This is a genomic window from Hominisplanchenecus murintestinalis, from assembly GCF_943193015.1.
GTDB lineage: Bacteria > Bacillota > Clostridia > Lachnospirales > Lachnospiraceae > Hominisplanchenecus_A > Hominisplanchenecus_A murintestinalis.
Window position 1 is genome coordinate 64,212 of sequence record NZ_CALPCM010000008.1, and the last position, 14,923, is coordinate 79,134.

A 14,923-nucleotide genomic window follows, 5' to 3' on the forward strand; every position below is an offset into this window, starting at 1 on the left:
GCTTTTTATTTACTAATTCATCGGCATTACCAGATAATATCAAGTTTCCTGCTTTGATATCTAATAGATAATCCACTGTTATCCGTCAGAATGGATAACATCGGATGGGTGATTTATGGTTGTTTGTTGGATTTCATAGAAGAGGTAATAGATAATATAATTATTTGTCTAACTATAATTACCGTTAAATTAATTATGTAGGGGAAAATATCATGAGAAAAAAATATCGCGTGCTTTTCTTTAAGCCTATATTAGACTGGATATTAGGACATTGTTATACGCTGCTTCTACTTACTTTGATAGGAATGACATTTGTTTTACTTCCTCTTTTCAAAAATAATATTATATTTCTTTTAAATGGTCGCAATATTATTTTATCATCATTTCAAGAAGATATCCTTTCAGGACTCATTGTTACTGCAATTCCATCATTATTAACAGGAATCTGTTATTTGATAAGGAGAAATTCTAAAAATTCCAGATGGATTAAGAGAAAGACATATAATATATGTACTTATATATATAAAAATATATACATTCCCAGAGTATTAAAAAATTGTATCTCAAATATAGTCAATTTATTTTATTTTCATAACAGAGAAACTATACAAACACAGCAATTTGTGGTGAATGATATTTTAAATTCATTAAGTAATACAACGTTGTCTCAAAAGCGTGTATATTGGATTGAAGGTAGTTCATACAGTGGAAAGACAACAACTATTTTAAATTTGCTAATAGATCTAATTTCAAAGGCAGAATACAACCAACTTTTTCAAAAGCTAGATGGTAATATTGTTTATTTCGATTTAAGTAAATCAGATATGTCTTTAGAAAAACTAATAAAAGAATATGAAGTGGAAAGATTTAGTAATTATCTGATAATTCTTGATAATTTGCATAAGCTTTCAGGAAGAACCTGCCTTAGTATATTGGAAAAGATAGTATTACATAATCATGCATTTGCTATAATTATACTATTACGCCATCCAGAAGAATTTTTATCAGAAAATGATAGAGTAAATGAACTTAAAACAATCATTATGGAAAATGGTACTGAATATGCGTTGGCTCCACTGGAACCTCATGATTTTATAGTTCGTCAAGAAGAACAATTTATGATGTTTTGCCAGAACTTTTTCCCTTTAGAACAGGTGGTTGAATATTCAGAAATAGTAATTCATCTATATATATTATATTGGAAAAAAGATTTAGATGTATTTAATTTGCTTCCAGAAATACAGTCATTTTTAGGACAAAATAATACAATATGTACAATAAGTTCTGAGCTTCAAGCAATCATTGCATGTAGCCTATTTACTGGTGGTTTTAATTTTAGAATATTAGTAAAATGTCTTCCGCAGATATCAGAAACAAAATGCAGGAGACTCATGAACGAATTAACTAAAATAGGATTTATAACAAATTATCCTAATTCTCTTGAAGATTTTTATTTTCATGAGCGGATAGCAAAATTTTATTTTAAAGTAAGTATAAAAGAAATACATTACAATGCACGGTACCTTGAATTTTTTCGTCACCTATCAAAGTTATTTGCCTCTGATAATAACTCTATTTTAAATTTATTATATTGTATGATGGCGCAAGATATTATTAAAGCAAAAAAAATATTTGGTTATGTTGTAACTAATGTAAATTTCATAAATTTATATTCAGAAATGCAGTTTCTTTTTGAACAAAATGTTTGTGATATTACTAAATATTATAAAGAGATTGGTATTTTATGTGATAGATGTGGCAAGTTACAGGAAGCAAGAAAATTCTATTTTCTTTATCTGGACCTTGAACAGAATGCTGATGCATTCTATAAATTAGTACAGATTGATCATAAGAGTATTAATAAATATCCTGAAATAAAACAATCTGCACTAAATTCTAATGATTTGTATATAAAAAGTTTAAGTAATTATTGGGAAATACATGTTAATATGCACCATGGTATTTTTGATTTTCAAAAATTATTTAATTTAGCATGTGATCTTCAAGAAGAAATAGAAACTATAATTGCTGATTTCCCTTATGATGGACTACATTTAATGAGGCGTCTGTATTTTGATTTATTCCGATTATATTTTTTAGAAGGAATTTTTCAACCGGAAAAACTAAAACTGTTTATAGGTAGTAATAGTAAGATATTCAGAATACTAAAAAATAAGCTGGAAGAATTTGAAGCATATTATATAAAATTTGCAGTTGGGTTGATGTTAGGACAAGATATATTGTTTTCCTTAGCATTTGAAAAAATAGGTTTAGACTTAGAAAAATATAATTTTCTATTTGAAAATCGTCTTGAAATTGAGCACTCGAAAACATTTGATTTTAGAGTGATTGCAAAAGAAACTATCAGTATTTATTTAAAAGCTATAGAAATGTTTGATAAAATAGGAGACAAGACAGCTATATTTGTAAAATATCATATGTACAATATTAAACTTGTGTTGGTTGATGATGGAAATTTTTCTGAATGTGAGCGTTTTTATGAGGATTACATGGCATTTGCAACTAGAGAAAATATACTGGAATATCAAGCATATGCGGAAACCTTTAAATTGAAAATGTCTTTAATTCAGTTAAGTTCACCTGCCATTATTGAATCTTATGGCAATGACCAATATGAGGAACTCAAGAACACAATACAGCAGAAATTAGAATTAGCTCAAAAGTATGAAGAATTGGCAAATCCGGACTCAGGAAATCAATATGCACAATTACGATTGAATTTGTATTCAGTGTTATTTTCATTTTTTATAAAAAAAATATCTATACAAAAGTTTGAAAAAAAAATCAAAAACATAAAAAGGAAGGCACAGGAAAGGAAATATAATCGAGAACTCAAAATAATAAAGTACATTGAAAAATATAATTATAAACTTAGCCCAGAGAATGTTAGAATCATTTTTACCTTTTACCCAATTGTTCCACAGTAGAATAAGAGGGTGTAATTGGTTTTGTGTTTTTGAAATTTTATTCCTCCTAATTTCCAGCATTTACAAGGCTTAGTGGGTGCTGCCCACACCCAGCCTCTGGAATAAGGCAAAAAGCCATAGACACAAATTAAATACGCTACCTGGAATATAAATGAACTGTAAAGTTCATTTATCCCACCAGTTTACATCAAATTTTTCTTTTTTATAGTAAAATTGTTTATCATCCTCTGTAATTCTTTTAATAATTTTTGCGGGATTTCCAACACAGACAACATTATCTGGAATATCTTGTATTACAATGCTACCTGATCCAATGACAACATTATTTCCTATAGAAACTCCTGGATTAATGACAACATTTGTTCCAATCCAGACATTATTTCCGATTTTAATTGGTTTTCCATATTCCCATCCCGAGTTCCTTGCTTCAGAATGTATCGGATGACCCGCAGTAGTTACAATTACACTTGGAGCTAACATAACATTTTTTCCAATAGTTATTTTGTTTATATCCAACAGAATGCAATTATAGTTCGCAAAAAAATTTTCTCCAACCTCAATGTTATAACCATAATCACAATAAAATGGAGGATGTATAACGCATTTTTCCCCTTGTTTTCCTAATATTTTATGTAACAAATTTGTTCTTTTTCTAATTTCTGAAGGTGAAGAAGCATTGTACTTTTTTATTAGTTTCCGAACTCTAATTCTTTCTCTAGAAAGTAATTTGTCATCAGCTTGGTAGGGATATCCCCCTAACATCCGTTCTTTTTGATTCATATATATCCTCATTCTGTTCGTGTGAGCGGAATTAATCCGTTTATAAAAAATTGTACTTTATCTATTAACGTTGAATCAATATCTTTAGCAAAATAAATATCTGCAATCAACAAAGAAAGTTCTTGAATATTATCAGGATTAATTCCTTGTAAAGTTGCGGCTGATGTACCCATGCGTATTCCCATTCCTAAGTTGTATGGAAGTTTCCTATAATTTACCAATAATCCACATAATTCGAGTTTTTTATAAAATTGATATGCATTTTCGTTATTAGAAAAAGTCAACCATAAATGGTGTGTTTGCTCTTTTTCTTCGATGCGGGGAACCACTGGTAATTGAAGCTTTAATAAGTTACGTTCTAAAAGCTTACTGTTATATAACAATAAAAAGGAATACTTTTTAAGTATTTTTTCCTTTTTCAAGATTTCGCCAGCCAAAATAATGTTTTCAGCATGAAGATTTGAAACATAGTTTGACATTGAGGTTTCTATACAATCCCAATATGGGTTGTCATCTCTGCTGCAAACTAATGCTTTCTGTGGACCTGGAAAATTTTTATGTAATGTGGACATCATTATATCGAAACCCATATCAAAAGGAGAAATAAAATCTTTTTCTAATATATTAGTCAAGTACTGGGAAGCATCAAATATGGTTCCACATGATGGCGGTACGTCAGATATAAGTTCAGTGAAGTCTTCATAGTAAAGTCCTTCACTTCTATCTACAAAAATTAAATTTGGTTTTGTTTGTGTTATCAATTCTTTGGTTTTTACAACATCTACACAATAATTGTTCATATCAGGAATCATTTCAATGACATGATATCCTAAACGTTCTAATATTTGCTTTGTGGCATAATGCCCTCCTGCACATTCGGGTAAAAGAAGTATAGTATCACCAATCTTTCCCAATCCCATAAACAATATAATATGGGCATGGAGTCCAGAAAGAAGTCTCATTGAAAGATGTTTTACATTTAGTCTTTCACTCCAGCTTTGGTAAATATTCCGAATTTCTAAATTTGTAATTTCTCTGCCTGAAAATCCAATTTTTGAGTTTTGAACTATTTTTTCAGTTTTTAATTTATCGGATACATATAAACCTTTTAATTCATCGGAAATTTTTATATCAAACAAAAATGGAAGATTTTCTACAGGATTTAATATTAGTTGAAGCATATATCCTCCCCCTCAATTGTAATAGCAAAATGTAAAATAATCACAATTATTAAATGTTTTGGTCGTCATAATAACAAATAATATTATGTCTTTTGTCATAGTCTATTAATCAAAAGTCTGACGGATAACAGTGGATTATCTATCATATTCTCTAGCTCCCCCCTCCCCTGCCTTATCAAATTCCCCGCCTCCGCATCAATATCAAAAGCAGTCCCTTCCGCATCATACCATCGATCCCCAAAATTAATCGTCCCGCTTTTAGGTTTTTCTTTCGGTTTATCCAAAATAATTTTGGAGGGTAACATGATTGCGTCACCGACGACTACACACTCGCCTACGTCCGGATTTGGCAGCATTTCTACAATTCCAACAAGGGAATCTGTCAGCATCACTGCCATTGCTGATTTATCTCTGTCGTTTGTTACTTTAAGACTTATGAGATTATTGCACTGGGACATAATCGTAGTGTTTAGTTCGGCTGGGCTCTGAGATACAATAAAAAGTCCTATCCCATATTTCCTTCCCTCCTTTGCGATCTTTTCAAAAATTTCAAACGCTCTTTTTTCTACTGCTTTCATCTTGGACATATCGTTTGACATGTAGATATGGGCTTCATCGCACACCAGAACCAAAGGGTGTCTTACCTGGCCTTTTGCCGGGGTTATCCAAAACTGAATATCATATATCAGCCGCGTAACTATCCCGATTATAATGGTAAACATGTCCGAGGGTACTTCAGACAAGTCTATGACTTTTATCCCGTGCCTGACATTTCCCATAATTCTGTCGGCAAACCGATTAAGATAATCGGCAGTTGCCGTATCTTTCTCGTTAAACACAAATCCATATTTATTATCATCCACTTTGGCCTTTAACCGGGTAACCAGATTTGCCAGTTTATCATAGTACTGACTTTTTTCGTTTTTTCCTGACCTCTCTTATCCCCTTATTTATGCTTCTCTCCCGTTTCGTTCCCAAGAGTATTCGCACTCATTCCAGGAATTCCATACGCGATAGACAGCCCCGTTCCAATAATAAGCTTTGGCATTCTGTTTCTTGAAAGGTTTCTCTGCTTTATGTCCTCTACAATTTCATCAAAATTTTCTGAATGTATTTCCAAATGCTTAGTGTCCATATCTCTCATATGCATTACCTTATTTTAAACATTTGTACATTTTATACTACTTTACTCTCATAACATATCTTTTCTCTTCTAAAGATTTCTTGTGTGTAACTTAAAATTATTTCTTGTCAAATTATATCACATACTTTTCAAAAAATCATTACTTTTTTACATATTTTTTTGTTTCCTCCCAAAAAATAAAATCCACCACTTCTATTCAAATCAAAATGAAGTGATGAATTTTATTCCCCTCCATGTACCAAATCACGATTTTACAAATCATGATTTGCTACACGTATACCTTTTATCCAGAAAAAGTCAATAAATCTCCCCAAACGCCTTCTCTATCTCATCTTCCTTTTCCTGCATCGCCTCCAATGTCCTGCCGAGCAGTTCGTCGAGTTCCCATCCAAGCTGTTCCGCCCCCTGGCGTATGATATCTCGGGAACAGCCTGCCGCAAAGCGCTTGTCTTTAAATTTCTTTTTCAGGCTTTTCAGCTCCATGTCTTTTGTGCTTTTCGACGGGCGCATCAGGGCGGCCGCGCCAATCAGCCCTGTCAGTTCGTCTGTCGCAAACAGTATTTTCTCCATCTCTTTTTCCGGTTTCACGTCTGATACGATACCATAGCCGTGGCTGCACACGGCGTGAACCAGCTCTTCCGGCGCGTCAATCTCTGCCAGAAGCTCCGGCGCTTTTACACAATGCTCTTCCGGATATTTCTCAAAATCCACATCATGAAGAAGCCCCGCAAGCCCCCAGAACTCCACATCTTCCCCTCTTCTCTCAGCAAAATACCGCATAACTGCCTCTACAGTCACGGCATGGCGCAAATGAAACTCCTCCTGGTTATACTTTTTCAATAACATTACCGCTATCTCTCTGTCCATCGCAAATTCCTCCTCTGATAAATATCTCTTTTTTCAAAAACAGGCGTAACAGCTCAGCCAATCCGTTCTGCTACAACCAAACAGCTCCAGATTATCATAATCCAAAGCCGCCTGTTTTTCAATTTCTTTATTCGCCAGTTACTGTGAACACAGGAATCAGTAAAGTCTTATCACCTATGTGCTCCCGCTGCCAGAAAGCTCTCCTGCTCTATGACCCATCTTTCCTTTAATATTTCATCAATCAACCCCTGAAGGCGGGGTTCAGCAACCTTTCGCAGTTTTTCCCAATACTCCTGCTTTTCGATTTTCTCGCCGAAACCCAGCTTCTTATAATGGCGGAACGTATCTGCATCCATTTGCAGGGGTTCCAGCTCTGGCATAACTTTTGTGCGGATATCGTGGAAAATGCGCACGCCGCCCAAATCTAAATCTCCGGTATGGTAATACCTTGTTCCCTCCGGCAGCGCCTTCACCAGTTTTCGCAAAAATTCCCGCTCGCCCGGAGCCAGAAAACCGTGCGTGAAAACAATAAGAGTTCCTTCCTCATATTTCATACTCTCAAAGTTCGCCTTATTTTCCACGGTAATAACTTTTGTGATTTTCTGATCCGGCAAAATCTCTGCATTCTTCAGCGTCTGGCTGTTTAATGCTACTCCATACACGAACCCTCCGCAATCCTGTTCCCGTCTTTCCAGTTTCAGCCGCAAGCTTCCTTTTATCCAAAGTTCCTGCGAATATTCCTCAAGATAAATCTGGGACAGTACCGCCGAATCCTCCATTCCCTCCGTCACATCCGGGCAATAGTTTCTTGCGATCGTAACTATAACACGCTGTAGTTCCTTTTCAAACTCTTTCGAATCCGAGAGGTATCTGATACTGAACAGACGCTTATACCCAGGCTCCTCCAGCGCATCCAGCCCTCTCAGGCAGTCCATGAAATGCTCTTTTTGAAGATTCTTGGGAATATTCCCCTTTTCCAGCTGCCCCACCAGCTCTTCTTCACAGTACTGCCGAATCCACTCCTTTTTCAGCGTCGGAAGTAATGCCTGCAGCTGCTTTTTGTATTCTTCCAGCACGCGCCAAGGCGGCGTCTGCCCTGCCATACGGTAAAAGGTTTCCAAATCCTCCGCCCGGTAGGAAATTTTCTTCATCACGCTCTTTTCATCGTACCAGTCTACTTTCAGCAGCTTCTGCCCTTCCAGCCGTTTTGCTTCTTCCCTTGTCTTGCTGTTATCCGGGAAATCCTTCAGGGATTTATTCCCCGTAAGCTCTCCCAGGCGTCCCTTACTGCTCTTATTATTCTGTTCCAAAATCCATTCAATCAGGCTTTTTTCCATCTCTTGCTCTCACAGTTCTAACGTTTTTATACATTTTCTCAAACAGTTTTTTAGTGATTAACATAAAATTTTATAACCACCCCGTCTATAATTATCTGCGTCTGTGGAAATGTGACATTGCCCCCTCGATGTATGCTGTGTTATATACCAGCTCTGCAAATGTTTTCTTTGCCAAAAATATATTCTGTTCCCTTGTAAGCATAAAATCCTCCGGCATTTTTACGACATCGCTTTTTCTCCGATTATAACAGTGTTCTCCGTGCTTCCGCAATACATAAATTCGTTAAACCACTCTCATACGCTCCGCCCTGCAAACACACAGCTGTATAAAACGCAGCAAAATTTATTTTACAGTTCGGTCTTTGGATTTACTGAAGTATAAATTCCGCCGCCTGCATAACCTGGCGTTTGGCAAAACGCTTCTGATATGATACAATACGTCTATCACAAACCCGCACCGGCAGCGTGGCTGCCGCCAGAAAGGAGCTCTTATGGATATCAGGAATGAAGTAAGAAAAATGAAGGAGGACAGCTCCGCTATGGCCGCCCTCTCTCTTGAAATACGGAACCAGGCATTGGCAGACGCGGCTGCCGCCCTGACTGCAAACCGGGAAGAAATCTTTGCCGCAAACCGGGCGGACATGGACGCCGCCAAAGAATCCGGCGTCGCCCCTGCCGTGATGAAGCGTCTGAAATTTGATGAAAAGAAGCTGACAGATGTTATCGAAGGAATCGCTGACTTAATCCGACTCCCTGACCCGCTCTCCCAGGTTCAGCTCTGCCGGGAACTGGACGAGGGACTGACGCTGCAGCGTGTGACCTGCCCCATCGGCGTTATTGGCATTATTTTTGAAGCCAGGCCGGATGCGCTGGTACAGATTTCCGCCCTGTGTATCAAGAGCGGAAACTGCGCGGTACTCAAGGGTGGAAAAGAAACTTCCCGTACAAACAAAGTTCTTTTTAACCTTATTTATAAAGCCGTTACTGCATCCGGACTTCCGAAAGGCTGCATGCTCCAGGCAGAGCAGCACAATGAGATTGACGAGCTTCTCTCCTGCCATGACTGTGTAGACTTGCTGATTCCCCGAGGCTCTAACCAGTTCGTACAGTATATCATGAACAACACAAAAATTCCTGTAATGGGACACGCGGACGGAGTCTGCCACATTTACGCTGATGAATTCTGCGATTTGGAAAAGGCGATCCCGATTCTCGTAGACGCCAAGACCCAGTACACCGCCGCCTGCAATGCTGTTGAGACATTGCTGGTACACCGCAGAATCGCCGGAGACTTCCTTCCCGCTGCCGCAAAAGCCTTGACAGGCGCAGGTGTAAAGCTGCGGGGCACAAAAGAAGCTGCCGATATCATTTCCTGTGAAGTGATGGGCGAAGAGGAATTTGACACTGAATATTTAGACCTGGTTCTTTCTGTGAAACTGGTGGACAGCCTGGAGGAAGCCGTTGCTCATATTAACCGGTTCGGCTCCCACCACACCGACTGCATCCTTACGGAAAATCAGGAAAATGCCTTGAAATTCATGCAGCTCACAGATTCCGCCGGAGTATATCAGAACTGTTCTACCCGTTTCGCCGACGGCTTCCGCTATGGATTCGGCGCAGAGGTCGGCATCAGCACCGGAAAAATCCACGCCAGAGGCCCGGTGGGACTGGAGGGGCTTGTCACCTACAAATACAAACTGTTTGGAAGCGGGCAGATTGTAGGCGATTATGCTTCCGGAAAAAAGAGTTTTCATTTTAAAAATTTAGACGCAATCTCTTCATAATTCGGCACCGGAACTCCATACCGCTGTCCCATACGAACTACTTCAAAAATCAGGCCATCTATTTCTGAGTCGCCGCCTCTTTTCAAATCCCTTTGCATCGAGGCGGTGCATTCGGGCGCCATATTGTCCAAAATATCCAGATTTGTCTGCACCACGTCTGCCGGAAACGGAATTCCCATAGCATTTGCTAAACTGTCAATCTCACGGATACACGCCTTATAGCGCTCCCGTATCTCTCCCGGCTTCTGCATCTGTCCTGCGCTGACGTCATAAAATGCCCCCACAGCCGCCATCGGAGACACCATGGCATATTTCTGCAGCGTATCCCGCCGTATCTGCTCCGTATATACCGGGGTGATGCCCGCTTCCCGTAAATCCTTCTCAACCTGAAGCAGCATAGGATGATCTTTTTTCCCATCCACACTGCCATAGACAATACGGAAAATATCGCTCCCCATCCTTATAGTTCCCGGCTCTTCCACAGATGCCGCAATGTAAATGCATCCGTTCAGTACCTGGATTCCCGGAAGTTCCCGCGCCATCCTCTCTCCGGTTCCATAAACATTCAGAATCGGAATCACCACCGTATTTCCATCTGATGCTTTCTTTATCAGCGGATACGTCTCTTCCAGTGAATAGCCCTTTACACACTGAAAAATAATATCCGCTTTCTCCCCATATTCTTCCTCCGCTAAAACCTCCACAAAAATGCGCCGCTCCTCAGCCCCTTTCCGAATCCGCAAGCCGTTCTTCCGGATCGCCTCTAACGCCTTTCCCCTCGCAATCAACGTCACATCCTTCCCCGATCCCTTTAAAAACGTAGCAATGCAGCCCCCTGTAGCCCCCGCTCCAATAATCAGGTATTTTAATCTTTCTTTCATCATCCTTTGTATCCTCTCTCAATAAAATCCATTGATACAGTTTATCTTTGATTACTTTTAAGGAAGTATAGCACAAGTCGAAATATTATGCTATCATGAAAGAAAAACATATCATGCAGGACTGTTACACAGCATCTATGAAAAGCAGGCGGCAGGATATCACTTACAGGAGGCGATTTTTATGAAACTTGCAGTAACCTTTGAAAACGGAAATATTTTCCAGCACTTTGGGCACACAGAAAATTTTAAAATTTATGATATTGAGAATGGCGTTATAAAGGAAAGCCGTGTGGTGAACAGCAACGGCGCCGGACATGGGGCGCTGGCGGGATTCTTAAAAAATGAGGGTGTGGACGTACTAATCTGCGGCGGTATCGGCGCCGGAGCGCAGACTGCCCTGGCTAATGCCGGAATCCGGCTCTACGGCGGAGTATCCGGTTCAGCCGACGAAGCAGCCGACGCTTTCCTTGAGGACAGGCTGGAGTACGATGCAAACGTAAAATGCAGCCACCATCATCACCACGAAGGCGGCTGCGGAGAGCATACCTGCTCTCATTAAAGAAAAACAAACTACTGTGCCGCCAGCCTCCATCCCTCCGGATGAACCGGCGGCACATAAAATCTGTTCCCGGGAGGTCTATGAAATGAAATATATAATTTTAGGCGGCGTTGCGGCCGGAACGAAAGCCGCCGCAAAACTGAAACGCCTCGACCGTCAGGCCGAAGTAAAAATTTTTACAAAAAGCACGGATATTTCTTATGCAGGATGCGGACTGCCCTATTATATCGGAGGGGACATCCCCTCAAAAGACGGGCTTATTGTGAATTCCCCGCAAAAATATTCCGGGCTGACTGGCGCACAGGTACAGACAGGCTGTGAAGCTATCGGTATCGACAGCTCCAAAAAGCAGGTATCTATCCGCCGTACAGATGGCAAAACATTCGAGGAATCTTATGATAAACTGATTATCGCCACAGGAGCAGTCCCTTTTATCCCCCCAGTCGAAGGTGTGGAGCTTCCGGGTGTTTTCTGTGTCCGCACACCAGACGATGCCGTAGCGATCCGCGATTATGCCGAAAAAAACAGCTGTCGAAAAGCTGCAGTCTGCGGCGCAGGGTTTATCGGTCTTGAGACAGCGGAAAATCTGGCCGCACTGGGCATGGAGGTAACGGTTATTGACGCCGCCCCCCAGATTATGCCCAATGCTTTTGATGCGGAAATGGCGGGATACGCCAAACGCAAGCTGAAAACCGGCGGCATACGTGTACTTACTTCCGTAAGCCTGAAAGGAATTAACGGAACAGAACACGCCGAAAGCATCTCTACAGATAACGGCGCACTCCCGGCAGACCTGGTTATCCTTGCCATAGGCGTGCGGCCTGCTACAAGCTTTCTCTCAGGCTCTGGCATTGAAATGATAAAAGGAACTATTCTGGTAGATGAGGACATGAAAACCAGCCTGCCCGATGTATATGCAGCCGGAGACTGCGCAATGGTAAAAAATTCACTGACCGGACAGCCGCAGTGGTCTGCTATGGGTTCTACCGCAAATCTGGCTGCCCGCGCTATGGCAAAGAGCCTGTACGGCGCTGGAAACGGATACGGCGGCTGCCTGGGTACCGGCGTCGTGCGCCTGCTTCCTACATTAAACGGCGGCCGGACAGGACTGACAGAGGAACAGGCAAAGGCGGCAGGATATGACGCCGTCTCTGCGGTATGCATTTTAGATGACAAAGCGCACTATTATCCGGGCTCCTCTTCTTTTATCGTGAAACTCACCGCCGAACGGGAAAGCCGCAGAATCCTTGGCGTTCAGGTGCTTGGAGCCGGGGCGGTAGATAAGATGGTGGATATCGCGGTAACCGGGATTTCCCAGGGCATGAAACTCGATGATTTCGATACCCTGGACTTTGCATACGCACCGCCATTTTCCACAGCAATCCATCCTTTCGTAACCGCATGTTATATATTAGAAAATAAGCTTGACGGCATACTGGAAAGTATCAGCCCGTCAGAATATGACGCCGGAGCCGCCAAAGACTACACGGTTCTTGATGTACAGCCCGCCCCTGGCATCCCAAACGCCCGCTGGGTAAATCTTTCCCAAGTGACAGAAACGATAGAAGGTCTGGAGAAAGACGCAAAGCTCCTGCTCGTGTGTACGAAAGGCAAACGCGGATACTTCCTGCAGAACCGTCTTAAAGCCCTGGGCTATACAAACACGAAAGTCCTGGAAGGCGGCGTTATGTTTAACGAAGTAAAAGTTCCGTGAAACGGACAAAAACTCTCTATATAATTCAAGAAATCCCCGGAGAATACAAACATCCCCGGGGATTTCTCTATTTCTATATGTCATATCAAGGTGTATTCTAATGCATAGTATATCCTTCACATTTTCTCTTATGGACAAAGTTTTTATAAATCATAATACATCTTAAACTCTGCCGGATTCGGAATTTGCTCCATCTTCTTTAATTCTGCGCGCTTACGCTCCACCCATACGTCAATAAGCCTCTGCGGGAACACGCCGCCTTTTGTCAGATAGTCATGGTCTGCTTCAAGTGCATCGAGCGCTTCATCCAAAGACTTGGGAAGCCCTTTGATTCTCTTCTGCTCTTCTTCTGACAACGTATACAAATTGAAATCATAAGGCCCCCAGCCGTTTTCTGCCGGGTCAATCTGGTTTTCAATGCCGTCCAGCCCCGCCATCAGGATTGCTGCATACGCATAATAAGGATTTGCCGTCGCATCCGGATTTCGCAGCTCAAACCGCTTCGTCTCAGGAGCCTTGGCATACGCCGGAATCCGAATCACCGCGCTGCGGTTAGACGTCGCATAGCCAATCGTAACCGGAGCTTCATACCCCGGAACCAGACGCTTAAAGGAGTTCGTCGAAGGATTGGTAAACGCACACAGCGATGCGATATGTTTCAGCAGCCCGCCGATAAAATAGTGCGCGGTATGGCTCAGCCCCGAGTACCCGTTTTCATCATAAAACAGAGGTTTTCCGTCCTTGAGAAGCAGCATATGCACATGCATCCCGCTTCCCGCCTCCTGATAAATCGGCTTTGGCAGAAATGTGGCTGTTTTTCCCTCCTGCGCCGCCATATTTTTAATGATATACTTCGTAATCATCGTATTATCTGCCATCTCAGGCATATCCGCAAGCTCCACTTCAATCTCCATCTGCCCCGGGCCGCCAACCTCATGATGATGATATTTGACTTTAATTCCCCAGTCCTCCATCATCATGCACATCCGGCTGCGCAAATCATATCCCACATCCTGGGGAGCCGCCACATGGTAACCTCCCTTGCCGTGAACCTCATATCCATTATTCCCCGGCGTATCCAGGCTGCAATTCCAGTCTGCCTGCTTTGTATCAATCCGGTAACCGCACTGCTGCGGCGATACTTCAAAACGCGCGCTGTCAAACAGGTAGAATTCAAACTCCGGCCCAATCACCATCCTGTCCGCAACACCGCTCTCTTTCATGTACTCCACCGCCCGCAGGCTTACATTCTTAGGATACTGGTCAAAAGGTTTATTTTCCCCTTTGCCAATCGTGCACACGTTACCGCACATCGTCAGCGTCGGAACCGATGCAAACGGGTCTACATAGGCAGTATCCGCATCCGGCAGAAATACCATATCGCTCTTCTCAATCGGTGCATATCCATAATTGGAACCGTCAAAACCAATGCCGTAAGTAAATACGCTCTCCTCAAACCGCTCCACCGGAATCGTGATGTGCCTCCACCGCCCGTCAATATCCGTCATTTTGAAATCAATCATGCGAATCTGTTTTTCCTCGCATATTTTCCTAATTGCCTCACTTTTCATAGCTTTTGCCCCTTTCCACGGCATCCTGCCCGTTGCTCTCTCCGCTTCCGACAAAGTAGGCAGCCACCCCTGATATCATTTCTTTACAGTAAATTTTACCATAAAAAAGAGAAAAATGAAATCTTTTTTGTTGAAAAGTTCCTTTTTATAACAGGGA

The 14,923-nt window shown here is 41.2% G+C and carries 12 protein-coding genes; 4 read left to right on the top strand and 8 right to left on the bottom strand.

Translation table 11 applies throughout. The features are described from left to right. Positions 1–212: 212 nt before the first annotated feature. Positions 213–2,948 carry a hypothetical protein gene (locus NFR99_RS05040; RefSeq protein WP_251353019.1) on the top strand — a complete coding sequence of 912 codons (2,736 nt, stop codon included), beginning with the start codon at positions 213–215 and terminating at the stop codon, positions 2,946–2,948. A 165-nt stretch (positions 2,949–3,113) separates the two neighbouring features. On the opposite strand, the gene NFR99_RS05045 is transcribed toward NFR99_RS05040, so the two are convergent. The 6 genes from NFR99_RS05045 to NFR99_RS05070 all read right to left on the bottom strand — a co-directional run bounded on the left by NFR99_RS05045 (position 3,114) and on the right by NFR99_RS05070 (position 8,257). Next, complete coding sequence (locus NFR99_RS05045) at positions 3,114–3,728, bottom strand: sugar O-acetyltransferase (RefSeq protein ID WP_251353021.1); 615 nt, start codon at positions 3,726–3,728, stop codon at positions 3,114–3,116. Positions 3,729–3,736: 8 nt separating this feature from the next. Beyond that, positions 3,737–4,909: a hypothetical protein gene (locus NFR99_RS05050; protein WP_251353023.1), complete on the bottom strand. Its 1,173-nt coding sequence runs from the start codon at positions 4,907–4,909 to the stop codon at positions 3,737–3,739. A 95-nt stretch (positions 4,910–5,004) separates the two neighbouring features. Further along, on the bottom strand, positions 5,005–5,772 hold the full coding sequence (locus NFR99_RS05055) for an ATP-binding protein (RefSeq protein ID WP_251353025.1): 768 nt from the start codon (positions 5,770–5,772) through the stop codon (positions 5,005–5,007). An 83-nt stretch (positions 5,773–5,855) separates the two neighbouring features. Then, entirely contained in the window at positions 5,856–6,053 is a 198-nt protein-coding gene (locus tag NFR99_RS05060; RefSeq protein ID WP_251353027.1) for a hypothetical protein, read from the bottom strand. Between the two features lie 297 nt (positions 6,054–6,350). Beyond that, positions 6,351–6,920: an HDIG domain-containing metalloprotein gene (locus NFR99_RS05065; RefSeq protein WP_251353029.1), complete on the bottom strand. Its 570-nt coding sequence runs from the start codon at positions 6,918–6,920 to the stop codon at positions 6,351–6,353. A 170-nt stretch (positions 6,921–7,090) separates the two neighbouring features. Further along, positions 7,091–8,257 carry a Wadjet anti-phage system protein JetD domain-containing protein gene (locus NFR99_RS05070; protein WP_251353031.1) on the bottom strand — a complete coding sequence of 389 codons (1,167 nt, stop codon included), beginning with the start codon at positions 8,255–8,257 and terminating at the stop codon, positions 7,091–7,093. Positions 8,258–8,748: 491 nt separating this feature from the next. Here NFR99_RS05070 and NFR99_RS05075 point away from each other — a divergent pair, with 491 nt between their 5' ends. After that, positions 8,749–10,041, top strand: coding sequence for a glutamate-5-semialdehyde dehydrogenase (locus tag NFR99_RS05075; protein WP_251353033.1), 1,293 nt, complete (start codon positions 8,749–8,751; stop codon positions 10,039–10,041). On the opposite strand, the gene NFR99_RS05080 is transcribed toward NFR99_RS05075, so the two are convergent. Continuing rightward, complete coding sequence (locus NFR99_RS05080; RefSeq protein WP_251353042.1) at positions 10,008–10,925, bottom strand: ketopantoate reductase family protein; 918 nt, start codon at positions 10,923–10,925, stop codon at positions 10,008–10,010. The genes NFR99_RS05075 and NFR99_RS05080 overlap by 34 nt on opposite strands. Positions 10,926–11,103: 178 nt before the next feature. Between NFR99_RS05080 and NFR99_RS05085 the strand changes: the two genes are divergently transcribed. Both NFR99_RS05085 and NFR99_RS05090 read left to right on the top strand, forming a co-directional pair. Beyond that, positions 11,104–11,481, top strand: a complete 378-nt coding sequence (locus NFR99_RS05085; protein ID WP_120480801.1) for a NifB/NifX family molybdenum-iron cluster-binding protein — start codon at positions 11,104–11,106, stop codon at positions 11,479–11,481. A gap of 85 nt (positions 11,482–11,566) precedes the next feature. Then, complete coding sequence (locus NFR99_RS05090) at positions 11,567–13,195, top strand: FAD-dependent oxidoreductase (RefSeq protein WP_251353044.1); 1,629 nt, start codon at positions 11,567–11,569, stop codon at positions 13,193–13,195. Positions 13,196–13,338: 143 nt separating this feature from the next. On the opposite strand, the gene glnA is transcribed toward NFR99_RS05090, so the two are convergent. Then, positions 13,339–14,766, bottom strand: coding sequence for a type I glutamate--ammonia ligase (glnA, locus tag NFR99_RS05095; RefSeq protein ID WP_135975349.1), 1,428 nt, complete (start codon positions 14,764–14,766; stop codon positions 13,339–13,341). Positions 14,767–14,923 lie beyond the last annotated feature (157 nt).